22 protein-coding genes are annotated in these 22,448 nt (G+C 55.1%); 7 read left to right on the top strand and 15 right to left on the bottom strand.

Features of this window, described 5'->3' with window-relative positions; genetic code table 11:
- Nucleotides 1-10 precede the first annotated feature (10 nt).
- On the bottom strand, nt 11-622 hold the full coding sequence (locus AC2FIC_RS12960; protein WP_496691236.1) for a 2-hydroxychromene-2-carboxylate isomerase: 612 nt from the start codon (nt 620-622) through the stop codon (nt 11-13).
- Between the two features lie 183 nt (nt 623-805).
- On the opposite strand from AC2FIC_RS12960, the gene AC2FIC_RS12955 reads away from it, so the two are divergent.
- Together AC2FIC_RS12955 and AC2FIC_RS12950 are read left to right on the top strand one after the other, a co-directional pair.
- Nucleotides 806-2,023, top strand: a complete 1,218-nt coding sequence (locus AC2FIC_RS12955) for a serine hydrolase domain-containing protein (protein ID WP_496691235.1) — start codon at nt 806-808, stop codon at nt 2,021-2,023.
- Between the two features lie 49 nt (nt 2,024-2,072).
- Nucleotides 2,073-2,942, top strand: a complete 870-nt coding sequence (locus AC2FIC_RS12950) for an acyl-CoA thioesterase (RefSeq protein ID WP_282021248.1) — start codon at nt 2,073-2,075, stop codon at nt 2,940-2,942.
- On the opposite strand, the gene AC2FIC_RS12945 is transcribed toward AC2FIC_RS12950, so the two are convergent.
- The 12 genes from AC2FIC_RS12945 to AC2FIC_RS12890 form a co-directional block, all read right to left on the bottom strand.
- Nucleotides 2,939-3,706 (bottom strand): SDR family oxidoreductase, encoded by a 768-nt coding sequence (locus tag AC2FIC_RS12945; RefSeq protein WP_496691234.1) that lies wholly within the window; start codon nt 3,704-3,706, stop codon nt 2,939-2,941. The genes AC2FIC_RS12950 and AC2FIC_RS12945 overlap by 4 nt on opposite strands.
- 121 nt (nt 3,707-3,827) lie before the next feature.
- Nucleotides 3,828-5,057, bottom strand: a complete 1,230-nt coding sequence (locus AC2FIC_RS12940; RefSeq protein WP_496691233.1) for an acyl-CoA dehydrogenase — start codon at nt 5,055-5,057, stop codon at nt 3,828-3,830.
- A gap of 121 nt (nt 5,058-5,178) precedes the next feature.
- Complete coding sequence (gene phoB / locus AC2FIC_RS12935; protein WP_142633798.1) at nt 5,179-5,868, bottom strand: phosphate regulon transcriptional regulator PhoB; 690 nt, start codon at nt 5,866-5,868, stop codon at nt 5,179-5,181.
- 11 nt (nt 5,869-5,879) lie between these two features.
- Nucleotides 5,880-6,581, bottom strand: a complete 702-nt coding sequence (gene phoU, locus AC2FIC_RS12930) for a phosphate signaling complex protein PhoU (RefSeq protein ID WP_271947126.1) — start codon at nt 6,579-6,581, stop codon at nt 5,880-5,882.
- Nucleotides 6,582-6,597: 16 nt separating this feature from the next.
- Nucleotides 6,598-7,395: a phosphate ABC transporter ATP-binding protein PstB gene (gene pstB / locus AC2FIC_RS12925; RefSeq protein ID WP_142633794.1), complete on the bottom strand. Its 798-nt coding sequence runs from the start codon at nt 7,393-7,395 to the stop codon at nt 6,598-6,600.
- A gap of 12 nt (nt 7,396-7,407) precedes the next feature.
- On the bottom strand, nt 7,408-8,769 hold the full coding sequence (gene pstA / locus AC2FIC_RS12920; RefSeq protein WP_271947130.1) for a phosphate ABC transporter permease PstA: 1,362 nt from the start codon (nt 8,767-8,769) through the stop codon (nt 7,408-7,410).
- Nucleotides 8,766-10,238: a phosphate ABC transporter permease subunit PstC gene (gene pstC / locus AC2FIC_RS12915; protein WP_271947131.1), complete on the bottom strand. Its 1,473-nt coding sequence runs from the start codon at nt 10,236-10,238 to the stop codon at nt 8,766-8,768. Before pstC ends, pstA begins: the two co-directional genes overlap by 4 nt.
- Nucleotides 10,239-10,316: 78 nt before the next feature.
- On the bottom strand, nt 10,317-11,357 hold the full coding sequence (locus AC2FIC_RS12910; protein WP_142633790.1) for a substrate-binding domain-containing protein: 1,041 nt from the start codon (nt 11,355-11,357) through the stop codon (nt 10,317-10,319).
- Nucleotides 11,358-11,552: 195 nt separating this feature from the next.
- Entirely contained in the window at nt 11,553-12,599 is a 1,047-nt protein-coding gene (locus AC2FIC_RS12905) for a sensor histidine kinase (RefSeq protein ID WP_496691232.1), read from the bottom strand.
- 34 nt (nt 12,600-12,633) lie between these two features.
- A complete protein-coding gene (locus tag AC2FIC_RS12900; protein ID WP_496691231.1) occupies nt 12,634-13,158 on the bottom strand; it encodes a gamma carbonic anhydrase family protein in 525 nt (174 codons plus the stop codon).
- Nucleotides 13,155-13,796 carry a guanylate kinase gene (gmk, locus tag AC2FIC_RS12895; RefSeq protein ID WP_496691230.1) on the bottom strand — a complete coding sequence of 214 codons (642 nt, stop codon included), beginning with the start codon at nt 13,794-13,796 and terminating at the stop codon, nt 13,155-13,157. Before gmk ends, AC2FIC_RS12900 begins: the two co-directional genes overlap by 4 nt.
- Nucleotides 13,797-13,812: 16 nt before the next feature.
- Nucleotides 13,813-14,703 carry a YicC/YloC family endoribonuclease gene (locus AC2FIC_RS12890; protein WP_281972091.1) on the bottom strand — a complete coding sequence of 297 codons (891 nt, stop codon included), beginning with the start codon at nt 14,701-14,703 and terminating at the stop codon, nt 13,813-13,815.
- Nucleotides 14,704-14,946: 243 nt separating this feature from the next.
- On the opposite strand from AC2FIC_RS12890, the gene AC2FIC_RS12885 reads away from it, so the two are divergent.
- Entirely contained in the window at nt 14,947-15,621 is a 675-nt protein-coding gene (locus AC2FIC_RS12885) for a PAS domain-containing protein (RefSeq protein ID WP_496701038.1), read from the top strand.
- A gap of 73 nt (nt 15,622-15,694) precedes the next feature.
- Here AC2FIC_RS12885 and AC2FIC_RS12880 read toward each other — a convergent pair whose 3' ends face one another.
- Nucleotides 15,695-17,065, bottom strand: coding sequence for a class II 3-deoxy-7-phosphoheptulonate synthase (locus tag AC2FIC_RS12880; protein WP_142633778.1), 1,371 nt, complete (start codon nt 17,063-17,065; stop codon nt 15,695-15,697).
- A 169-nt stretch (nt 17,066-17,234) separates the two neighbouring features.
- On the opposite strand from AC2FIC_RS12880, the gene AC2FIC_RS12875 reads away from it, so the two are divergent.
- A complete protein-coding gene (locus tag AC2FIC_RS12875; RefSeq protein ID WP_496691228.1) occupies nt 17,235-18,239 on the top strand; it encodes a GlxA family transcriptional regulator in 1,005 nt (334 codons plus the stop codon).
- Here the strand turns inward: AC2FIC_RS12875 and AC2FIC_RS12870 are convergent.
- Nucleotides 18,236-19,333: a PQQ-dependent sugar dehydrogenase gene (locus AC2FIC_RS12870; RefSeq protein ID WP_496691227.1), complete on the bottom strand. Its 1,098-nt coding sequence runs from the start codon at nt 19,331-19,333 to the stop codon at nt 18,236-18,238. The genes AC2FIC_RS12875 and AC2FIC_RS12870 overlap by 4 nt on opposite strands.
- Before the next feature lie 153 nt (nt 19,334-19,486).
- Here AC2FIC_RS12870 and AC2FIC_RS12865 point away from each other — a divergent pair, with 153 nt between their 5' ends.
- The 3 genes from AC2FIC_RS12865 (at nt 19,487) to AC2FIC_RS12855 (ending at nt 22,414) form a co-directional block, all read left to right on the top strand.
- The gene (locus AC2FIC_RS12865; RefSeq protein WP_142633772.1) at nt 19,487-20,668 is read left to right on the top strand and encodes an ABC transporter substrate-binding protein; all 1,182 of its coding nucleotides are present in this window, start codon (nt 19,487-19,489) and stop codon (nt 20,666-20,668) included.
- A gap of 130 nt (nt 20,669-20,798) precedes the next feature.
- Nucleotides 20,799-21,587: an ABC transporter ATP-binding protein gene (locus AC2FIC_RS12860; RefSeq protein WP_142633770.1), complete on the top strand. Its 789-nt coding sequence runs from the start codon at nt 20,799-20,801 to the stop codon at nt 21,585-21,587.
- Nucleotides 21,584-22,414 carry an ABC transporter ATP-binding protein gene (locus AC2FIC_RS12855; protein ID WP_271947146.1) on the top strand — a complete coding sequence of 277 codons (831 nt, stop codon included), beginning with the start codon at nt 21,584-21,586 and terminating at the stop codon, nt 22,412-22,414. The genes AC2FIC_RS12860 and AC2FIC_RS12855 overlap by 4 nt, the downstream gene beginning before the upstream one ends.
- The last annotated feature ends 34 nt before the right edge of the window (nt 22,415-22,448 follow it).

The following is a 22,448-nucleotide window of genomic DNA, read 5'->3' as shown; positions in this document are numbered from 1 at the left end:
ATGAAACCGCCTAGGGCGCATGAAATCTCGACAATTCAAGCTCAAGGTTGGCCAGGCTGTTTTTGCCAAAGAACATCTCAGTGTCTACAAACATGCTGGGGACACCGAAAACACCCCGCTTGACCATAGCCTTGGTTTGGTTTTTCAGGTTTTGCTTTACGTTCAGATTGGTCATGGCCTCGCGCAGTTTTCGTATAGGCAAGCCGTTATCCTGAAGAATGTCGCAAAGGACACCCAGATCATCCACTTTTTGGCCGTGCACCCAAATAGCATCAAATATGGACGCTATATATCTGTTTTCCCATGATTTACCGGATGCTAACAAAGCCCCGCGCATGGCGAATTTGGTGTTCATCGGGAAATGTGGGCTCATATGAAAGCTCAACCCACGGTGACGCGCAAAGCGATGGAGATCGCGGGTCAAATAGGCCGTCTTCTGCCGGTTCTCTGAAAAAGCCTTAAACGGGCTTTGGTTATTGGTGGCTTTGAAAACAGTGGCCAGCAGAACCGGAACATATGTAACACCGACTTCGTGCTTTGCAGCGATATCAGATATCATCTTCTGCGCGAGGAAGGCGTTCGGACTGCAAAAATCATAAACAAATTCTATATGTTGCGGCATATTTCTCCTCCATCAGGCGAGAGTCGAACCGGACACGAATCTATCTGCGACCACATTAGCAGGCAAAACCCTTTTGGCGTACAGGGACATCGTTGGATTGAGGTGATTTAGCTGTCCTTTTTCCGCTTAACCCCGCAATATCCGGGAAAGATACGTTAATTTCTCAAAGTTGAGCACACACAGATGAAGTTCGAACAAGCCCGGCTAGATCGTATTTGCGATTGGATGCAATCCTATGTGGATGATCGCAAATATGCCGGAAGCTCATTCTTGATGATGCATCAGGGCAGGGAGGTTCTGTTTCATTCCTGCGGGCTTAGAAGCGTTGAGAACAATCTGCCATTCGAGCGGGATACCCTCGTTCGCATCTATTCGATGACCAAGCCGATAACCACTGCGGCCCTGATGATCCTTGTTGAACGCGGTGAGGTTCACCTCGGCGCTCAAGTGTCTGAATATATATCTGATTTCACCGCAACACAGGCGCTGGTACCCGGCGCCACAAGGTTGGATCAGACCGAACCTGCACCTGCACCAACGCTTCATCAGCTGCTGACCCATACAAGTGGCCTGAGCTATCCTTTCAACCCCGGAATCCTGGCATCGGCAATGGACGAACTTGATCTTGTTTTCGGCCCTAAAGAAGGGTCTTTGGCCGAAAGAGTATCTTTGCTGTCCACTTTGCCTTTCGCCTTTCAGCCGGGAACGCGATGGGAATATTCGGTAGGGATAGACGTTATTGGTCGCGTGATTGAAGTTATTTCTGGCCAATCTCTGGAGCAATTCCTTGCGAAAGAGATTTTCAAACCTCTTGGCATGTCCCAGACCGGGTTCAGGGTTCCGGCGGGAGCAGGGGATCGGTTTGCCTCGCTCTATACGCCTTTGGCGGGCAATGCGATGGCGCTAAACGAAGCCCGTACGGGTGAGCAGACATTGCGTCTGGTCGACAATGCCGAAGCATCGCCCTTTGAATCGGCAACAATGTGCTCTGGGGGCGGAGGGTTGGTTTCAACCATTGATGACTTTGCTAGATTTTCAGAGATGCTCCGAAATCGCGGAAGGTTTGGTGATCAACAGATTCTTGCACCAAAAACTGTAGAATTCATGCTTCACAACCACTTACCCGGCGATATTGCCTCGATGGGACCGCAGAGTTTTGCGGAACAACCCATGGAGGGCATGGGCTTTGGCCTTGGTGGCGCTGTCGTCATTAACCCCGGCAGAACCTGTGTTCCGGGCAGCATGGGGGATTTCAGCTGGGGTGGTATGGCATCGACCTTCTTTTGGGTTGATCGTCAGAACGATTTTACAGCGATCTTTTTCACCCAACTGTCACCATCCAGCTCTTATCCCTCCCGCGCAGAATTGAAGGCGCTCACCCTCGGGTCAATCATTGAATGACATTCGGCGCGCTGATACCCATTCGCCAAGATTAATCGGAGTACCGCATATGACCGAAGCAGAGAAAGTTCTTCTGGATCTTCTGGACGTTGAAAGACTGGAAGTAGACCTGTTTCGGGGAACAGGGTCGGGCGGCGAAACACCTATGCGAATTTTCGGCGGTCAGGTCATCGCACAAGCACTAGCCGCAGCATATCGCACCGTCGACAACCGCCTGTGTCATTCCCTGCACGCCTATTTCATCCGCCCGGGCGACCCAAGCATTCCCGTAATTTATCAAGTTGATAGGGCCCGTGACGGAGGTTCGTTCACGACGCGCCGTGTGGTTGCAATTCAGCATGGTAAGCAGATTTTAAACATGTCCGCCTCATTCCACATTCAGGACGAAGGTTGGGATCATCAACACGACATGCCTGAGATGGAAGCGCCCGAATCCTACCCATCGCGATCAGAGCTCAAGAAGAAATATCTGGACAAAGTACCGCCCAGCTTTCGCGGAGAACTAACACGCGAGCGCCCGATCGAAGTCCGCGAGGTCGGCCATCTGGATCCTTTCAACCCAGAGAAATCGGATGACCGCAACCAGATTTGGTTCCGAATGGGCGCCGCGGCCAATGCCGATGCGGTCACGCAGCATCTGTTGCTGGCCTATGCTTCAGATATGTATCTCATGAGCTCGGGAATGCGCCCGCACGGCCTAAGCTGGTTTACTGGTGAAGTGAACGGCGCCAGCCTGGACCATGCGATTTGGTTTCACGCGCCGCTCAAGTTCGAGAATTGGCATCTGTATTCCATGGATTCGCCATGGGGCGGGCGAGGGCGCAACTTCAACCGTGGATCAATCTATTCCGAAGATGGCGTTCTGGTCGCATCAGTCGCCCAGGAAGGCCTGATGAGGCGCCCTCAGAACAAAAGTTAAGTCTCTTCAATAAACATTTGATTTAACTTCTGCATTCCTGAAATCCACCTGTCATAATCTCCGGATTTATGGCGAATGTAGTCCAGAACCTGTGGATGCGGCAGTACCAGAAATTGCTCAGAAGATATTGCCTCTACGCAAGCCTTGGCAACATCTTCAGGTTCCAACATTCCGTCAATCGAAGCCACGGAAGTTTCGTGCCCGCGCGTCATATCGGACCGTACGGCCTGTGGGCACAGAACCGAGACCCGCAAACCTTTATGCCCGTATGTAAGCGACAACCATTCAGCAAACCCAACGGCTGCGTGCTTTGTGACGCCGTATGGCGCGGCACCTGGCTGGTTTAACAATCCCGCAGCAGACGCCGTGGTCATGATGTAGCCTCCGCCACGCTCCAGCATTCTGGGCACCAGATGCCGCGCGGTCCAAACATGTGACATCACGTTGATTTTCCAGATGCGATCCCAGTCTTCATCCGGAACCTCCAAACCACCAATCGTCAATATCCCGGCATTTGCACAATACAGATCGATAGGGCCAACCGAGCTTTCTACAGCTTCGATCAACTCGGCTGTATTAGCCTCAAGCGAAACATCACAATGGAATGAATGGCCGCCAATCTCTTTTGCGACAGCGTCTGCGCCGGTTTTGTTGATATCAGCGCAGACAACCGTGGCACCTTCACGAGCAAATCGCTGTGCCAAACCTTTTCCGATGCCATCAGCGGCACCGGTCACAACAACGATCTTTCCGTTCAATTCCATTCGATCCTCATGATGTGGTAGGTGTCAGGAACAGATCGTAAGGTATTGTGAGGATTTGAAAAGTTCCCCAAGCGCATTGACATTATTTTAACATAATACCAATTACACGAATTCTGAAAACTTAGTAAAACGCCTGCAATCCCGTCTGTGCACGCCCCAGGATCAACGCGTGAACATCATGCGTCCCCTCGTAGGTGTTGACCGTTTCTAGGTTCACCATATGTCGGATGACCTGAAACTCTAACGAAATGCCGTTGCCGCCGTGCATGTCACGCGCATGACGTGAAATATCCAGGGCTTTGCCGCAATTGTTGCGCTTAATAATCGATATCATCTCGGGCGCGGCTTCGGCCTTGTCCATCAGTCGCCCGACACGCAGGCTTGCCTGAAGACCCAGAGCAATTTCTGTCTGCATATCCGCCAATTTGCGCTGGAAAAGCTGCGTCTGCGCCAATGGCTTGTCAAATTGTTTCCGGTCCAACCCATATTGGCGTGCCGCATGCCAACAGCTTTCGGCAGCGCCCATAACACCCCAGCTGATTCCGTAGCGTGCGCGGTTAAGACATCCAAACGGGCCTTTCAGGCCTTGAACATGAGGCAACAAAGCATCCTCGGTGACTTCGACACCCTCCAGCACAATTTCACCGGTGATCGAGGCGCGTAGGCTCAGCTTGTTCTGGATTTTCGGCGCGCTCAAACCTTTGAGGCCTTTTTCAAGGACAAAGCCACGGATCTTTCCGTCATGTGCATCAGATTTGGCCCAAACGACAAACACATCCGCAATCGGGGCGTTCGATATCCACATCTTGCTGCCAGATAGACGATATCCACCGTCGATCTTTTCCGCACGCGTTTTCATACCTGCCGGATCAGAGCCCGCATCAGGTTCGGTCAGACCAAAACATCCGATCCATTCGCCGCTGGCCAGTTTCGGAAGGTATTTCCGGCGCTGCTCCTCGCTGCCATAGGCATAGATCGGATACATCACCAACGAGCTTTGTACAGACATCATCGAGCGATAGCCCGAATCCACGCGTTCCACTTCTCGGGCGACAAGGCCGTAAGAGACATATCCGCCCCCTAGCCCGCCGTATTCTTCCGGGATCGTAGTGCCCAGCAGACCCATTTCACCCATTTCACGAAAAATCTCGGGGTCAGTTTCTTCGTTCTGAAATGCTTCTGTCACCCGCGGCTGAAGCTTTTCCTGCGCATAGGCTTGCGCACTGGCCGCAATCATACGCTCGTCTTCGTCTAGCTGGTCTGACAGGTGGAACGGATCATCCCAGGCGAACTGGCCCATGTCAGGCGCATCTTTGGAGCGTAATGTCGGCTTGGTGTCAGGGGCATTCATGGTGCGTCTCCGCTTTGTCAGCTTCGCGGCAAACTAACCCGTCGGCCCGTCAAAAAACAGTAAGAGTTTCGCATCCACCCTTGAGTAAAACTCATAGCTTGCAGCCACCTGCCCCACGCGTTCAACCCAGCGCGTATCCCGCACCGCGAACAGTGCGAACCGGATCATCTCCACCATACTGCGTTAGTGCTTTGCGTAAGCGGCCGATATGAACGTCGACCGTTCGCGTATCGACATAAATATCCCGCCCCCAGACGCGATCCAATAGCTGTTCTCGGCTCCAGACGCGGCCCGGCTTTTCCATGAATGTGCTCAGCAAGCGAAATTCGGTTGGGCCAAGCTTTAGTGGTTTGCTGTCGCGGCTGACCTTATGAGTTTCAGAATCCAAAACGATGTCTGCGAATTCCAGCCTAATTCCTACAGTCGCAGGCCGGACACGCCGCAACTGGGTGCGTACCCGGGCCATAAGCTCGACAATCGAATAGGGTTTGACCACATAGTCATCAGCCCCGGTTTCCAGACCTCGTACTTTGTCGATTTCTTCCGACCGGGCCGACAGCATGATAATTGGGATCGACCGGGTGTCGGAGCGGGTTTTCAGCCGGCGGCAAACCTCGATCCCACTGAGATTGGGCATCATCCAGTCCAGTACGATAATGTCCGGACTGTCTTCATCGACCAGCAACATGGCCTCTTCACCATTGGCTGCTTTGGAAACGCGAAAGCCTTCTGCCTCGAGATTGTAGGCCAGAACTTCGCGCTGAGCCGGCTCATCCTCGACAACCAGAACGGTCGGTTGATCAGCGGACATTCTCAAATCTCCTAGACGGATTGCGATGTAAAATCGGCTTTGGGACGCGCTTCTGTCGGGCGCTCTCCGGTCACCAGATAAACGACCTGCTCGGCAATCGCCGTCACATGATCGCCCATACGTTCTATATTTTTGGCGATGAAATGCAGGTGCATACAGGATGAGATGTTGCGCGGGTCTTCTGCCATGAAAGTCAGGAATTCTCGGAACAGACCATTATACATCTGGTCGACTTCCTCATCACGTTCGATGACATCCGCCGCCAGCTCAGCGTCGCGCTGGACATAGGCGTCCAAAGCGTCCCTGAGCATCCGCTCGACTTCACGTGCCATACGTCGCAAGGCGGCGGCACTGCCATTGATCTCACTGGTATTGACCAGAACGGTCGTGCGTTTGGCTATGTTCTTTGAATAGTCGCCGATGCGTTCCAGGTTGGCGGAAACCTTCAATACCGATAGGACCAGACGAAGATCGCTTGCTGTTGGCGCACGCAGCGCGATCAAACGCGCCGTTTCTTCGTTGATCAGCTCTTCCAACGCATCAATGGCCTTGTCGCCCTGACGCACCTCTTGCGCGAGCTCGACATCGCGCGATTCAAGCGACCGTGCCGCGCTCATGATTGCGGCTTCGACGAGGCCTCCCATTTTCATGATATGCGCCTGAATGGCTTCCAGATCCCGGTCGAAGGCGGATGCGATATGTTGTTCTGTCATCTCTGAATACCTATGTTCAGCCGATACGGCCGGTGATGTAGCTTTCGGTGCGGGGATCTTCGGGGTTGGTGAAAATCTGTCCGGTTTCACCAAACTCGACAAGGTTGCCCAAATGGAAAAACGCGGTCTTCTGGCTGACGCGAGCGGCCTGCTGCATCGAGTGGGTAACGATCACCACCGAGTATCGCGACCGCAATTCGTCGATCAGTTCCTCGACCTGCGCAGTCGCAATCGGATCAAGGGCCGAGCACGGCTCGTCCATCAGCAGGACCTCAGGTTCCGTAGCCACCGCACGGGCGATGCACAAGCGCTGTTGCTGACCGCCGGACAGGCCGGTTCCAGGCGCATCAAGACGGTCTTTGACCTCATCCCAGATGGCGCCGCGGCGCAGTGATTTCTCAACAATCTCGTCCAGTTCAGCTTTGTTTCTGGCCAACCCGTGGATACGCGGGCCGTAGGCCACATTGTCATAGATCGACTTGGGAAACGGGTTCGGTTTCTGAAACACCATACCAACCTTGGCACGCAGCTGAACCGGGTCGACGCGTTTGTCATAGATATCTTCGCCATCCAGCAGGATATCGCCCTCGACACGGCAGATGTCGATCGTGTCGTTCATCCGGTTCAGGCAGCGCAAGAAGGTGGATTTTCCGCAACCCGAGGGGCCGATAAAGGCGGTGACGGTCTTGTCTTCGATCCTGACGTCGACGTCTTTGATGGCGTGATTTTCACCGTAATAAACCTGAACCTTGTTCGCGGCGATCTTGATGTCTTTGGCGTCCACGGTTCTCTCCACTCGTGTCATATCGTTCATAATGGCCCCCATTTACCAGCGGCGTTCAAAGCGGCGGCGCAGGATGACTGCGATTGCATTCATAGTGACAAGGAAAAGCAGCAGGATGATGATGCCCCCCCATGCGCGCTCGTAAAAGGCCGGGTCCGCGCGCTTGGACCACTCGTAAATCTGTGCGGGCATGGCCGAGTTTGGTGACAGAAAGCCCTCGACAATCCCGTCGGGCGGGTTCGAGGCGATAAAGCCCACCATCCCGATCAGCAGCAGCGGAGCGGTTTCGCCAAGCGCCTGTGCCAGACCAATGATGGTGCCCGTCAGGATGCCGGGTGCCGCAAGCGGCAGCACATGGTGGAACACCGCCTGCATTTTCGAGGCCCCTACCCCCAACGCAGCGTCCCGGATCGACGGCGGCACCGCCTTGAGTGATGCTCGGGTCGAAATGATAATTGTTGGCAGCGTCATCAGCGTCAGAACCAGACCACCAACCAGCGGCGCAGAGGTCGGTAAATGCATATAATTGATGAACACGGCCAAGCCCAGAATACCAAATACAATCGAAGGAACGGCCGCCAGATTCGAGATGTTCACCTCGATGATATCGGTAAACCGGTTCTGAGGCGCGAATTCTTCCAGATAGATCGAGGCGGCAACCCCGATCGGTAGGGCCAGCGCCAACACGACCAGCATCATGAACAGAGAACCCAGCATGGATACTCCGATCCCGGCAGCCTCGGGCCGCTGATCGGAGGCGTCCGCCCCGAAGATAAAGTCAGGGTTGAACGCCTTGTACAGCACACCAGCAGCACGCAACTGATCCACGAAGTCCAGCTGTGCGACAGAGATGCTTTTGTCATTTGCGATGGACTGGCGTGTCACACGGCCCTTCAGATAGCCATCAACGCGGCTGTTCACCAAAAAGCGGAAGCTGACCGACGTACCTATCTCATCCGGGTTCGAAATGACGTAGTTGCGCAGGTCCGCCTGTGCGGATTTGGACAGGATTTGCCCCATCTCTTTGGGCGACAGATCGGACTGGATGCCCAGTTTCTGCACCTCAACCTCCAGCGCTGAGGCGATCAAAGGCGCGTATCCAAAGGTCGAGACTTTACTAATATCTGCGATGTCGCGGTTGCCCTTTTTGTCGAGCTTGTCTGCCTTCAGCTCTACCGTCAGCTCTAGGAAGCTTTGCTGAAAAGCGCCCGTACCGGCGGTGACGATATTAGTCACCAACACAATCAACATCACAAGACCGATACCAATGGCCGCGATACCGTACATTTTGAACCGGGATTCGGCCGCATTGCGACGTTTGGTTCGCGTGTCCTGATTGAACAGCGAAGCCCCTTTGTGTTTAGCGGCAGGTGCTGCGTCTTGTTTTTGGGACATGTCAGTCATTCATACTGCTCCCGGTATTTGCGCACGATATAGAGGGCGAAGATGTTCAGCCCCAGCGTGATGATGAAAAGGGTCAGACCCAGGGCAAAGGCCACAAGAGTCTCCGGGCTTGCGAAATCAGTATCCCCGGTCAGCTGGCTGACGATCCTAGTGGTGATTGTGGTCATGGCTTCGAAAGGGTTTCCCGAGAATTTGGCAATCGCACCGGCGGCCATCACGACAATCATGGTCTCACCGATTGCGCGGCTGGCGGCCAACAAGATTGCCCCCACGATCCCGGGCAAAGCTGCCGGCAGGACGACTTGCCTGACAGTTTCGGAATGCGTTGCGCCTAGGCCTAGCGATCCGTCTCGCATCGACTGGGGCACCGCGTTGATGATGTCGTCAGATAGTGACGACACGAATGGGATGAGCATGATGCCCATGACCAGACCCGCCGTGAGTACAGCGTTCGAACTGGCCATCCAACCAACGCCCAAAGCTCCCCCCTGCCCGAACACAGATACCAGTGCCGGACCGACCGTCAGCAGCGCGAAAAGACCGTAAACGATGGTTGGGATACCGGCGAGGATTTCCAGCAAAGGCTTGGCCACAGACCGTGCCGCGCCGGATGCGTATTCGGAAAGATAGATCGCAGCGTACAGCCCAATCGGAACCGCAACCAGCAAAGCGATCAGAGAAATATACAAAGTCCCCCACAGCAGTGGGAGGATCGACAGTTCACTTCCGCCCCGGAAGTTCGGGGCCCAGGTGCTTCCAAAGAAAAAGTCTTTCCACGAATGAAGTTCGAAGAAATTCATCGTTTCAAAAAACATGGACAGGACGATGCCGACTGTGGTCAGAACTGCGATCGAAGCGGCCAGCAGCAGCAGCGCCAGAATGCCTTGTTCGACAACATTTCGGGCGCGAAATTCTTTATGAGTGCGGATATAGGCAAATGAGGCCCCGATCAGCGTCACAACCAAAACCGCGATCTGCATCGCAATGGTTCCGCTTGCGCTCATCGAGCGATATTTCTGCGCCGCCAGCAGAATAGGTGCGGTTACCTCTTGCGTAATGATCTGGCCAGCCTCTTTCAGTCGCGCTGTCACATCGGCAAAATCCTCATGCGCGCTGCGGGCAAATTCTTCGGTCATGGTGCCTGCGGCAACCGCGCCGTCCAGGCCGTTGGCAACTCGGCGCACCTCACTCATCAGCAAACCGCGGGTTGACCCCTCGGGGATTGCCGAATCCGGGAGCAATCCCGAGGCAGAATTGCTAACGATCAAGGGCTGCGCCAGCAACCAGATGACCAGCAAAACGAACCCCGGTATCAGCGCCGTCAAAGCAACGTTATAGCCGTAATAGGATGGAAGTGAGTGCAGATTGCGCAGGTTTCCGTCCGCGCTGGCCATCGCGCGGGACCGGCCCACAAAATAGCCAAGAACAGCAATCGCCAGCAAAATGAGCAGCAGCCAGGTTAGTGCCATGAGAACTCCGTCAAGCGGCAGGAGTGGATTTAAGAAAACCGGGGCGTAGACACCGCCCCGGTTCAGTCGTGTGAAAGCTTAGGAACCGCCGCCCAAAGTGGTTTCGCTGGCTACGATTTCCTGAACCTTGACCAGCTCAGGGTCTGATACCAGACCGTATGCAGCCAGAGGACCATCGGGGCCTGCAACCTCGTCAGCGACGAAGAACTCTGCATATTCTTTCAGCCCGGGGATAACGCCGATATGTGCTTTTTTCACATAGAAAAACAGCGGGCGCGATACCGGGTATTCGCCGGTTGCTATGGATTCGGTCGAAGGCACGATGCCTGCCATGGTCGCAACCTGCAGCTTGTCGGTGTTGTTCTCGTAGAACGCCAGACCAAAGACGCCGATGCCGTCTTTGTTGCTGTCGATACGAGCCAGGGTCTCGGTATAGTCGCCGTCAATGTCGACCGAAACGCCATCGGTACGCAAAGCTATACAGGCTTTTTCAGCGGCTTTTTTGTCGTCGCCATTTGCAGCTTTGTAGACATCAAAGTCACCCAGATGCTCACAACCGGCCAGGATCACCTTGTCTTCGAACACTTCACGCGTTCCGTGCTTGGTGCCGGGGATGAAGGCTGCAATCGGCTGCGCTGGGAATGCAGGGTTCACGTCGGCCCAGGTCTTGTTGGGATTGTCGACCAGCTGGCCATCAACCACGATCTGGGCGGACAGCGCTTTGTACCAATCTTCCGGCGTGAACTCGAATGAGTTGCCGTTGATGTCGGATGCGAAAACGATGCCGTCATAGCCGATCTGAACTTCGATGATGTCGGTAACACCGTTTTCGGCACAGGCTTTGATCTCTTTTTCACGGATCTGGCGCGAAGCGTTCGCTACGTCGATGGTGTTTTCACCAACACCTTCACAGAACCGCTTGAGGCCGGCCGAAGATCCGCCCGATTCAACAACCGGGGTCTGGAAGTCAAAGTTTTCACCAAAAGCTTCTGCAACGATCGAAGCATAGGGCAGAACGGTGGAAGAACCAGCAACCTGAACTTGATCACGCGCGGTGGCCGCAGTGGCCGAAACAGCAGCGATAGCCAGAACCGAAGCCGACAGTTTTACAAAGGACATTTCAGTCTCCTTGAGAAATATGTTTCTGGATCATCCTCATGATGATCTTGGCCGAACCTCTAAAAGTCGTGCGTAAGCCTTTTGTGACAAGTGTGTAACGGTTTCATGACACGTTTGGATTTTCAGCCGATACGCCACGGGACATATGCTGTGAAAGAAACAAAACAGATCCGACAACTGGTTTGATCCGAGCGATCAGCGCGGCAAAATCACTGTAAAAACAGTGCCTTTTCCAAGATCGCTTTCCACCCGCAATCTGCCGCGATGGCGGTTTAGAATATGTTTTACAATCGCAAGGCCTAACCCGGTTCCACCCAGTTGCCGTGACCTATGACTGTCCGCGCGATAGAATCGTTCGGTCAAACGCGATACATGCTTCGGGTCGATTCCAGGTCCCCTATCCACGATCTGAACGCGAACGCCGGGACCGCGCATGGCGGTATCGTGATCCGAAGATTTGACGCGAACTTCTACCCGACCACCGCTGCCGCCGTATTTAATTCCGTTCTCGATCAGGTTGGTAAATACTTGGAGCAACTGGTCGCTGTCGCCAACTAGCATTATTTTGTCGTCGGGCGCATCTAGGCTCAGCACTACATCCGCGCCATCTGCCAATGGGCGCAGAGAATTGAGGGTCGATCTAAGAAGTGCTGTCAGCTCAAGTTGTTCTTTCGGGCGAACCCGCTCTTCGCTTTCGACGCGGTTCAAAGACAGAAGATCACCGACAAGCCGGTTCATGCGATTTGCCTCGTCGTTCATGATCTGAAGAAAACGATCCCGGGCAGCCTCGTCATCTCGGGCCGGACCGCGCAAGGTTTCAATAAAGCCCATTAATGCCGTCAGTGGGGTCCGCAATTCATGGCTGACATTCGCGACGAAATCACGTCGCATCTGATTTGCGTGCTCAACATGCGTAACGTCCTGAAATACAGCAAGCAACGCACCGCCGGATACTGCACCAACCCCATTCATATACCGGCACTGAACTTCGAAAGTTGTATCCTGGGCACCGTCATTGGACAGGTGCCGAGTGTTGGACGTTCCCTTCGTGCGCAGGCTTTGTTCAATCGCTTCGATAACCTGCGGCTGTCTGAGGATGGTCGCGAAATGCCGCTGCAGGATATTCTGGCCCAACAACGTCTTTGCTTCGGTATTGACCGCAATAATCCGTTCCGTCTGGTCAACCATCAGCGCGGGCATCGGGATGGCGGTTACAATTTCTTCAAGTTGGTCGTTGGTCATAAAGGGGCAGTTCTCTTAGCAACGCAGTTGGACGCTAGGATAGCTCTCGCATTGTATCGCGAAAATGACGCATGTTTTCTTGATAATGCAAGGCGCTGAAGGTCAGTTTCTGGGCGGTCGCATTGTCGATCTCGCGCACGACTTTACCCGGTGAGCCCATGACCAGAGAGTTATCCGGTATCTCTTTTCCTTCGGTCACCAAAGCCCCTGCCCCGATCAGACAGTTTTTGCCGATCTTGGCACCGTTCAACACGATGGCCCCCATTCCGATCAGGGTATTATCCCCGATCGTACAGCCATGCAGCATGACCTTATGCCCAATCGTGCAGTTCTTCCCGATGGTCAGAGGATACCCCGCATCAATATGCATCACGCAGTTTTCCTGAACATTGCTGCCCTCACCAACCCGGATTTCTTCGTGATCAGCGCGGATCGTGCAGCCGAACCAGACCGAGGCCCCCTGTTCAAGCACGACTTTGCCGATCAGATTGGCGTCTGGGGCGACCCATGTGTCCTCGTGGATTTGCGGTGCGTGAGTGCCAAGTGCATAGATGGTCATGACTGCTCCTCGAATTCGTTTTGCAGCGTACGGACATGATCCTGAAGCTTGGGTTGCTGGATACGCCGCATTCGCTCGGCACTGACGATGGTTTTCAGCTTTTCTTCGGTCTCGTCCAGATCGTCATTGACCAGCACATAGTCGTAATATCCCCAATGACTGATCTCATCCCAGCTTTTAAGCATCCGCTTGGAAATAACCTCTTCACTGTCCTGACCGCGGCTTTCCAATCGGCGGCGCAATTCGGGGATCGACGGTGGCAGGATGAAAATCGACAGGGCGTGTTTGCCCAGATCCGAGTTCCTAATCTGCACCTCGCCCTGCCAGTCGACATCGAACAGAACGTCCTTGCCGTCATTGATGGACTCGCGGACTGGCCCAGCCGGAGAGCCGTAGAAATTGCCAAATACATGGGCATGTTCCAGCATCTGTCCCTCGGACACCTGCTGTCGAAAGGTATCTTCGGTCAGGAAATAATACTCACGCCCATGTTCTTCCCCAGGCCGGGGCGCGCGTGTTGTGGCCGAAACCGAGAACTCCAGATCCGTGTCCCATTGCATCAGACGCTTGGCCAACGTGGATTTCCCTGCGCCCGAAGGCGAGGACAGAATGATTAATAGGCCGCGTCGATCCGCCATCAGGGCGCTCCTGTCATTATTCTACGTTCTGCACTTGCTCGCGCATCTGATCTATTACCGCCTTCAACTCAAGCCCAACCGATGTCAAATCGGCGCTTTGTGCCTTGGAACACAGCGTATTGGCCTCGCGATTGAACTCTTGCATCAGAAAATCAAGCTTGCGCCCCACGGCGGCATCCTGTGCAAGCAAATCGCGTGCGGCAGTGACATGGGCTTTCAGCCTGTCAATTTCTTCCGTTATATCCGACTTGACTGCAATCAGAGCCAACTCTTGTGCAACCCGGTCCGGATCCGCGCCTTGCGCATTATCCATCACGCGCTGCAGGTTTTCTTGTAAGTTTTCAGCGATTTTATCCCGGCGCTCTTCAGCGAGCTTGGCGGCTTGCTCCGTAAGGCTTGAAACCTGCGATAGCTGCGCCTCAAGCACATCGGCCAGGGCCCGGCCTTCGGATTCACGCATCTTAATGAAATCGCTCAGCAAATCGTCAAACGCGCCGGTCAGATGTTTGACCAAGGGGGCCGGATCATCCGCATCCCCGCCGGTTTCCAACATGCCTTTGACAGCAATAAGCTCGGCCGCCGTCGACGGGGCCAGCGCTAGTCCCCGTTCTTCTGCCATCGTCTGCGTTCGCGCCAGAGCATCCAGAGCAGCGGCCATCGCAACCGGGTTCAGCACAAGATCGGCTGTCGTTTCCTCGCGGCTCAGCTTGAGCGAAAGCGTCACATTCCCCCGGCCCAGGCTTTTCGAAATCCGCGAACGAAGCGCGGCTTCGAGCCCGGTGAGCCATTCAGGCACCCGCAGACGCATATCCAGCCCTTTGCCGTTTACGCTGCGCAACTCCCAGGTCCAGCTATGTGGACCATGTGTTCCCTTGCCTGAGGCAAATCCGGTCATGGATCTGATCATGCCTGTCTTCTCCGCTTTGCCCGCCCAGTGTTCTTGTCCGCACCTAATGCCATCCTCGTGTGCAGGGCAAGAGTTTGCTGAGAATGACAGCGTCGGACAGAGGTTAACCATTCATTAAAGAATTACTCCAAAATTGACTCAACCCGTGCCAATCTCGTCTAGGCAAGTACCGACAAGGCGCAAAAGCTCCCGGTATCTTGCATTTTATGAAAATGACGGTCGATTGCAGTTAGGGTGATGAAAATGAAGATCTTTTTCGGTAACGGTTCCGGGACTAAATTTGGAAAGATCGTCGCAATGGATCGTTTTGACAGTGGGCGCAGTCTATCGCCCATACAACAGGCCGAAGCGTACTGGACAGCCTTGCTGTCCGGCGATGGTGTTCCTATGCGATCTCAGATCGACCCGCGCGGGCTTGAGAATATCCTGCCTAACACCTTCATCCTTGAACGCATTGCACCCGGTCTGGCCCGGTTTCGTCTGGCCGGCAGTCACTTGAACACACTGGCGGGTATGGAGGTTCGGGGAATGCCTCTGACCGCTTTTTTCGAACCCAGCGCGCGAACTCAGGTTACCGAAATCCTTGAACAGGTTTTTGCCGGCCCTGCCATTGCTGAACTTGAATTGGCCTCGACCGGTGGGTTTGGGCGCACGGATCTTCAAGCGCGAATGATCCTTTTGCCGCTGAAAAGCGATTTGGGCGATGTCAGCCGTGTTCTTGGCGTCATGGTCAGTGACGGGACGATTGGGGCAACCCCTCGGCGCTTTGATGTAAGCCATCATAAACTGCGTGCTGTGTCAGAAATACAGGCGCCTCGACAACCGGTTCAGCCTGTTGTCGAAGGATTTGCCGAAGAACAACAAGAGTTCAAACGTCCCGGATCTCACCTTCGATTGGTCGTATCACGGGATAAGTAACGAGTAACGCGTGTTAAATGTAAAGAAGGCGGGCCAATTAGACCCGCCTTTTTAAAACCGTCTGACCAAGTGGTTAGGAGGCTGCGCGTTTGCCGCGGTTCCGGCGCAGATCTGTCAGTTCTTCCGCAACAAGGAAGGCCAGTTCCAACGACTGCGACGCGTTCAAACGTGGATCGCAGGCAGTGTGGTAACGGTCTGACAGATCTTCTTCTGTTACAGCGCGTACACCTCCAGTGCATTCGGTCACGTCTAGCCCCGTCATCTCAAAATGCACACCGCCGGGGATCGTGCCCTCGGCCTGATGCACACCAAAGAAGTCGCGAACTTCGCGCAGCACGGAATCAAAGGGCCGGGTCTTATAGCCGGTGGCCGATTTGATCGTATTGCCGTGCATTGGGTCACAGACCCAGGTCACCTTGGCGCCCTCTTCCTTGACTGCTTTGACCAGACGCGGCAGATGCTCTCCTGCCTTGCCTGCACCAAACCGCGCGATCAAGGTCAGACGCCCTTCTTCGTTTTCCGGGTTCAGTTTGGCCATCAGAACTTTGAGGTCTTCGGCAGATGTCGTCGGACCGCATTTCAAACCGATCGGGTTCAGAACGCCGGAACAGAATTCGACATGCGCGCCATCAGGCTGACGGGTGCGGTCGCCAATCCAGATCATGTGGCCGGACCCGGCCAACCAGTTGCCCGATGTAGAATCAAGACGGGTTAGCGCCTCTTCGTATTCAAGCAGCAGACCTTCGTGGCTGGTATAGAATTCAACCGACGAGAATTCATGCGTTGTGTCCGCGGTGATGCCCGCAGCCCCCATGAAATCAATCGAATCCTGAATTCGGTCAGCAATTTCAGAGTATTTCTGAACATCCTGGCCATCGGCAAAGCCGAGTGTCCACGAATGCACATGGCTCATATCGGCGAAACCACCGGTCGAAAAAGCACGCAACAGGTTCAATGTTGCCGCTGCCTGCGTATAGGCTTGCAACATCTTGGACGGATTCGGAATCCGCGCCTCGGGCGTGAAATCCAGCTCGTTGATGATATCGCCGCGATAGCTGGGCAGCTCAATGCCATCCACCACCTCTGTTGGTGCGCTGCGCGGTTTGGCGAACTGTCCAGCCATACGGCCCACTTTGACCACCGGCACCTTTGCGCCATAGGTCAGAACCATGGCCATCTGCAGCATCACCTTAAAGGTGTCGCGGATCGCATCCGCGCTGAATTGTTCAAAGCTTTCAGCACAGTCGCCGCCCTGCAGCAGGAAAGCCTCACCCCGCCCCGCAGCACCAAGATGTTGCTTGAGCCGACGTGCCTCACCTGCAAACACCAGCGGCGGATACTGCGAAAGCTGAGCCTCGACTTTTGCCAGCGCGGCTGCGTCGGTATAGTCTGGCATCTGAACCCGGGGCTTGTTGCGCCAGTTCGTTTTTTGCCATTCGGTCATAGCTTTGATCTCCGCTGAAGTATTCAAGTCGCCTCTATACAAAAACGTTTGATGAGAGGCCATATACGATTTGGACCTCTTGACGTCGCAAACAAGCTTTGATCATGGTGGCGGTCAAATCTGTCGCCGGACGTAGGGTCAAACGGCGCCGAATCAAGGACACCTCGCCATGCAAGAGCAACGCCAAGTTGTCACGGTGGAAACCACTGCGGCCAGCCCTCGTCATTTCGTGTTTGTCCTGTTGGACAAATTCTCGCTGCTGTGTTTCGCATCCGCGCTGGATAGCCTGCGCATCGCAAACCGCATGGCCGACAAAGAGCTTTACAGTTGGAGCCTGTCTGGCGAAGGCGGCGAGACGATCAAATGCTCCGCCGGGACCGAGTTCAAACTGGACGCTGATCTAGCCGAGCTGCAGCGCGATGACGTCGTGCTGATCTGCGGCGGTGTCGATGTTCAAGCCGCTACCACCAAGAAAATTCTGAACTGGGTCCGCCGCGAAGCACGCCGGGGATTGCGCATTGGTGGGCTGTGTACGGCAGCTTATACCTTGGCCAAGGCCGGTTTACTGGATGGCAAGCGTGCGACAATTCACTGGGAAAACTCAGACAGTTTCACCGAAGAATTTGATGAGGTCGAACTGACCAAATCCGTATTCCAGATTGACGGAAACCGGATGACAACAGCCGGTGGCACTTCCTCTATCGACCTGATGCTGAAAATCATCGCCGAGGATTTCGGGGAAGACCTTGCCAACGCGGTGGCCGATCAGTTGATCTATTCCTCGATCCGCACCGATCAGGACACACAGCGTTTGTCGACCCCAACACGGATTGGGGTACGCCATCCCAAGCTGAGCCAGGTCATCCTGATGATGGAGAAAAACATCGAAGAGCCGATCTCGCCTTCGATTCTGGCCAAAGAGGTCGGCATGTCCACGCGGCAGCTAGAGCGTCTGTTTCGCCGTTACCTCAGCCGGTCGCCTAAACGCTATTATATGGAGCTGCGCCTGCATAAGGCCCGGAACCTGCTGATGCAGACCGACATGAGCGTGATCAACGTGGCGCTAGCATGCGGGTTTGCCTCGCCTAGCCATTTCTCGAAATGCTACCGGGCGCACTACAACACCACGCCCTATCGTGAGCGCGGTGCGCAAAGCGGGCGCTTGTCTGTTTAATCGCTGGGGGTCATGCGAAAGACAGCGCCCTGCCCGACGGAAATAAACCAGATTGATCCATCCGGTGCCTCGACAATGTCGCGGACGCGTTCCGTATGAGGGCCCTTGATCTGCTCGACCTCAGTCAATGGAGTGCCTTCAAGCCGAGCAATGTAGTCGAATTTGAGCGACCCGACGAATAGATCACCCTTCCATTCGGGCCAAAGCTTGCCTGAATAAATCAAAAGGCCGGATGGGGCGATGGAAGGGTCCCAATAGAATTCAGGCTGCACCATCCCCGGTTTCGCCGTCCCCTCGCCGATTGTTTGTCCGGAATAGTGCTTGCCATAGGAAATCACCGGCCAGCCATAGTTCCGCCCCGGCCGGATTAGGTTCACTTCATCTCCGCCCTTGGCTCCATGTTCCGATACCCATAGGCGCCCCCGTGCATCCAGCCCTGCACCTTGGGGATTCCGGTGGCCATAAGACCATATCTCAGGCTTAATTCCGGGTTGTCCGACAAATGGATTATCAGCCGGCACCGAGCCGTCCCGGTTCACACGGATCACCGAGCCGTTGTGACTCGATCGATCCTGGGCGGTCGGGCGATCACCACGATCGCCGATAGTGACAAGTAATGTCCCGTCCTTTGCCTCGACAATACGAGAGCCAAAATGCCGCCCAGAATTCCCACCATTTTCAGCTTCGAAAATCGTGCGCAGATCGGTCAGCTCTGATCCGTCTTCGGACAGGCGCGCAATCGCAAGTGCAGTGCCTGCCCCCTTTGGTTGAGGCTTGGAATAGGTCAGGAAAACCTCACGGCTTTGCGAAAAATCCCTGGCAACGGTTACGTCCAGCAAACCGCCCTGCCCCTTTGCAACCACATTGGGAGTGCCTTTGACGCGAGCTATGTTTCCCTCCGACACGAACAGAAGATCACCGTCGCGCTCAGTTACCAGAAAGGACATGTCAGGCAGGATACCGACTGCCCAGGGCGTATCGAGCCCCTTCACCATCGCCGTCACACGCGCCGATCCGGAGCTGGTAGTTAGCGATTCTGCCCCGGCCAACCCTGAAACAACAGAAAAGATGAAGATCATAGCTAGTCTGAACATCTCGTTCTCCTTACCGAAAACACCGCGCCGGGCACATCTGAACAACTAGAACTGTGCGCCACAAAAACACGTTTGCGTTAGGACTTTTCTTTTTCGAACAGCTTGCCTAGGGTCGTGCCCAGAACGAATACGTTCACAACTGGGAGTAACCATATGAAAAAGCTGCTTACAGCAACTGCAGCAACCGCCCTTCTTTCGGGCGCAGCTATGGCCGAAGACGTCACATTGGGTGTTCTGTTCGGCTTTACCGGACCGATTGAATCGCTGGCACCCGCTATGGGTTCAGGCGCCGAGATGGCGATGGCCGAAGTCACCGAATCCGGCAAATTGCTGGATGGCTCTACCGTCACTGCATCGCGCGCTGATACCGGCTGTATCGACAACGGCCTGTCCACCTCGAACGGTGAACGCATGATTGCCGACGGCGTTGCCGGCATCATTGGCGGTGACTGCTCTGGCGTGACCGGAGCGATCCTGCAGAATGTCGCGATCCCGAACGGGATGGTCATGATCTCGCCCTCGGCCACCTCGCCCGGTCTGTCGACCATGGAGGATAACGGCCTGTTCTTCCGCACCGCCCCGTCGGATGCACGTGAAGGTCAGGTGATGGCAGATATCCTGAATGATCGCGGGATCACTTCAATCGCACTGACCTACACCAACAACGACTATGGCAAGGGTCTGGCAGACGCGATCCAGTCCTCGTTCGAGGCATCGGGCGGCGAAGTCACGATCGTGGCCGCGCATGAGGATGGCAAAGCGGACTACTCGGCCGAAGTTGGCGCGCTGGCCTCGGCCGGTGGCGACATTCTGGTTGTAGCCGGGTATCTCGATCAGGGCGGATTGGGCATCATTCAGTCGGCGCTGGACAGCGGTGCATTCGACACGTTCGGCTTGCCCGGCGGCATGATCGGTGACTCGCTGCCCGCAAATGTCGGCCCCGACCTGAACGGCTCGTTCGGTCAGATCGCCGGTTCAGGTGGTGAAGGTGCTGAAAAGTACTTTGCCATGGCCGAAGCCGCCGGTTTTGACGGATCGTCGCCCTATTCGCCTGAAAGCTATGACGCCGCAGCGCTGTTCATGCTGGCGATGCAGGCCGCTGGTTCGACCAACCCGGCCGACTACGGCAGCAAGATCCTAGATGTTGCCAACGCTCCAGGAGAGAAGATCTATCCGGGTGAGCTGGCCAAAGGTTTGGAACTGTTGGCCGCTGGTCAGGACATCGACTATGTCGGCGCGTCCGGCGTTGAGCTGATCGGCCCCGGCGAAAGCGCAGGTTCGTATCGCGAGATCGAAGTCACCGACGGCGAAAACAAGACCGTCAACTTCCGTTGATTTTGACCTAAGAAGACCTGAAAATAAGCAGCCCGGACCTTGTGTCCGGGCTGCTTCAGTGAAAAAAGACCGCACCTCTTCAATGAGGGTGTGAAAACAAGAACGCCGAAAACGGCGGCTAGGGGAAAAGATGATCGTCGTCGAGGACGTGCATAAGCATTTCGGCGGGTTTCATGCGGTGGATGGGGCATCGCTGGAAATCCAGAAGGGTTCGATCACCGGCCTGATTGGGCCGAACGGGGCCGGAAAGACAACTCTGTTCAACGTGATCGCGGGTGTACTCCCGCCCACCTCTGGACGCGTGTTCATGGATGGCGAGGACATAACCGGCTTGCCACCACACGATCTGTTTCACAAAGGTCTGCTGCGCACTTTTCAGATCGCGCATGAGTTTTCCTCGATGAGTTGCCGAGAGAACCTGATGATGGTGCCCGGCGCGCAATCCGGGGAATCACTTTGGAACACCTGGTTCGGCCGCAAACGCATCGCTAATGAAGAGCGCGCGTTAATGGCTAAGGCCGATGAGGTGTTGGAGTTTCTGACCATCGAACATCTGGCCGATCACAAGGCCGGTCAGGTCTCGGGCGGGCAGAAAAAGCTGCTGGAACTTGGCCGTACCATGATGGTCGACGCCAAGATCGTGTTTCTGGACGAGGTCGGCGCGGGTGTGAACCGCACCCTGCTGATGACCATCGCCGACACAATCCTGCGCCTGAACAAGGAACGCGGCTATACGTTTGTGGTCATCGAACACGACATGGATTTCATCGGCAAAATCTGCGACCCGGTCATTTGTATGGCCGAGGGCAAGGTTCTGGCCCAGGGCACTTTGGACGAGATCAAAGCCAATGAGCATGTGATCGAAGCCTATCTGGGCACCGGCCTGAAGAACAAAGACAAGCTGGAGGCCGGGGCATGAGCGATAATCCTTATCAGGATGACCACGGCAACAAGGATGCCTCGATCACCAATACCCAAGGCATGGGCACGATGACTCCCGCACATCGCAAAAGCGGAAAGACGCACCGCGTCGAAGGTGGCCCATTCCTGATCGGCGACACCATGACCGGAGGCTACGGCAAGGGCCCGGATATCCTGCATGATTGCACGATTTCAGTCGATGCCGGTGAAATCGCTGTAATCGTTGGCCCCAACGGCGCCGGTAAATCCACTGCAATGAAGGCCGTGTTTGGGATGCTGGATGTTCGCGCGGGATCTGTGCGACTGGACGGAGAAGACATCACCAACCTGTCGCCCCAGGATCGGGTGATCAAGGGGATGGGCTTTGTTCCGCAGACCTCGAACATCTTCACTTCGATGACGGTCGAAGAAAACCTTGAGATGGGCGCGTTCATCCGTCGTGACGACTTTTCAGACACGATGGAACAGGTCTATGACCTCTTTCCCATTCTCCGTGACAAACGCAACCAAGCCGCCGGAGAGCTGTCGGGCGGTCAGCGCCAACAGGTTGCCGTGGGCCGCGCGCTGATGACCCAGCCCAAAGTGCTGATGTTGGACGAACCCACCGCCGGTGTTTCACCCATCGTGATGGATGAGCTGTTCGACCGGATTATCGAGGTTTCCCGCACCGGACTGCCGATCCTGATGGTGGAACAGAACGCCCGTCAGGCTTTGGAGATCGCGGACAAGGGATATGTGCTGGTTCAAGGGCGGAATGCCTATACCGGCACGGGCAAGGAACTGCTGGCCGATCCAGAGGTTCGTAAGAGTTTCTTGGGGGGGTGAGCACAGTGCAAATTTTGAGCTCAACATCCCGTTC

The sequence above is a fragment of the Ruegeria sp. CDSC079 genome (genome assembly GCF_059610505.1).
Note: the sequence above shows the minus strand (reverse complement) of the source record. Positions and strands in the feature narration are given on the sequence as shown.

Excerpts from the sequence above, each read along its gene's own strand:
- AC2FIC_RS12960 (WP_496691236.1), bottom strand. The coding sequence starts at position 622 with ATGCCGCAACATATAGAATTTGTTTATGATTTTTGCAGTCCGAACGCC.
- AC2FIC_RS12955 (WP_496691235.1), top strand. The coding sequence starts at position 806 with ATGAAGTTCGAACAAGCCCGGCTAGATCGTATTTGCGATTGGATGCAA.
- AC2FIC_RS12950 (WP_282021248.1), top strand. The coding sequence starts at position 2,073 with ATGACCGAAGCAGAGAAAGTTCTTCTGGATCTTCTGGACGTTGAAAGA.
- AC2FIC_RS12945 (WP_496691234.1), bottom strand. The coding sequence starts at position 3,706 with ATGGAATTGAACGGAAAGATCGTTGTTGTGACCGGTGCCGCTGATGGC.
- AC2FIC_RS12940 (WP_496691233.1), bottom strand. The coding sequence starts at position 5,057 with ATGAATGCCCCTGACACCAAGCCGACATTACGCTCCAAAGATGCGCCT.
- phoB (WP_142633798.1), bottom strand. The coding sequence starts at position 5,868 with ATGTCCGCTGATCAACCGACCGTTCTGGTTGTCGAGGATGAGCCGGCT.
- phoU (WP_271947126.1), bottom strand. The coding sequence starts at position 6,581 with ATGACAGAACAACATATCGCATCCGCCTTCGACCGGGATCTGGAAGCC.
- pstB (WP_142633794.1), bottom strand. The coding sequence starts at position 7,395 with ATGAACGATATGACACGAGTGGAGAGAACCGTGGACGCCAAAGACATC.
- pstA (WP_271947130.1), bottom strand. The coding sequence starts at position 8,769 with ATGACTGACATGTCCCAAAAACAAGACGCAGCACCTGCCGCTAAACAC.
- pstC (WP_271947131.1), bottom strand. The coding sequence starts at position 10,238 with ATGGCACTAACCTGGCTGCTGCTCATTTTGCTGGCGATTGCTGTTCTT.
- AC2FIC_RS12910 (WP_142633790.1), bottom strand. The coding sequence starts at position 11,357 with ATGTCCTTTGTAAAACTGTCGGCTTCGGTTCTGGCTATCGCTGCTGTT.
- AC2FIC_RS12905 (WP_496691232.1), bottom strand. The coding sequence starts at position 12,599 with ATGACCAACGACCAACTTGAAGAAATTGTAACCGCCATCCCGATGCCC.
- AC2FIC_RS12900 (WP_496691231.1), bottom strand. The coding sequence starts at position 13,158 with ATGACCATCTATGCACTTGGCACTCACGCACCGCAAATCCACGAGGAC.
- gmk (WP_496691230.1), bottom strand. The coding sequence starts at position 13,796 with ATGGCGGATCGACGCGGCCTATTAATCATTCTGTCCTCGCCTTCGGGC.
- AC2FIC_RS12890 (WP_281972091.1), bottom strand. The coding sequence starts at position 14,703 with ATGATCAGATCCATGACCGGATTTGCCTCAGGCAAGGGAACACATGGT.
- AC2FIC_RS12885 (WP_496701038.1), top strand. The coding sequence starts at position 14,947 with ATGAAGATCTTTTTCGGTAACGGTTCCGGGACTAAATTTGGAAAGATC.
- AC2FIC_RS12880 (WP_142633778.1), bottom strand. The coding sequence starts at position 17,065 with ATGACCGAATGGCAAAAAACGAACTGGCGCAACAAGCCCCGGGTTCAG.
- AC2FIC_RS12875 (WP_496691228.1), top strand. The coding sequence starts at position 17,235 with ATGCAAGAGCAACGCCAAGTTGTCACGGTGGAAACCACTGCGGCCAGC.
- AC2FIC_RS12870 (WP_496691227.1), bottom strand. The coding sequence starts at position 19,333 with ATGTTCAGACTAGCTATGATCTTCATCTTTTCTGTTGTTTCAGGGTTG.
- AC2FIC_RS12865 (WP_142633772.1), top strand. The coding sequence starts at position 19,487 with ATGAAAAAGCTGCTTACAGCAACTGCAGCAACCGCCCTTCTTTCGGGC.
- AC2FIC_RS12860 (WP_142633770.1), top strand. The coding sequence starts at position 20,799 with ATGATCGTCGTCGAGGACGTGCATAAGCATTTCGGCGGGTTTCATGCG.
- AC2FIC_RS12855 (WP_271947146.1), top strand. The coding sequence starts at position 21,584 with ATGAGCGATAATCCTTATCAGGATGACCACGGCAACAAGGATGCCTCG.